The following is a 301-nucleotide window of genomic DNA, read 5'->3' as shown; positions in this document are numbered from 1 at the left end:
GCGCCTTGACCTGCTCCTGCAGCGACTTGTCGACATCATCGCCGCGCAGCGGCTTCAGCTTGCCGAAGCTGACAGCGGCGAAGGCCGCCTGCCAGTCGGTCCACGGTTCGGCGCTCACGCGCGCGAGCAGCTCCTCGACCGACCGCAGATCGTCCTCCAGCGTCGGCGCATAGACCGCCGGCCCGCCCGGCTCGGCGGCTGCTCGCAGCGCGCCGAGCAGCATGTCGCGAGCGCCGATGAGCGTCAGTCGCACATCCGTCTCGATCATCCGCACCCAGTCGCTCTCTCCAAGCGCTGCGGC

Annotated in this window: 1 protein-coding gene; it reads right to left on the bottom strand. The window is 70.4% G+C overall.

Features of this window, described 5'->3' with window-relative positions:
* On the bottom strand, positions 1-301 hold a 301-nt coding region (locus PA598K_RS37150), incomplete at both ends, for a hypothetical protein (RefSeq protein WP_185602454.1).

This window comes from Paenibacillus sp. 598K (assembly GCF_003851045.1).
Taxonomy (GTDB): Bacteria; Bacillota; Bacilli; order Paenibacillales; family Paenibacillaceae; genus Paenibacillus_D.
Note: the sequence above shows the minus strand (reverse complement) of the source record. Positions and strands in the feature narration are given on the sequence as shown.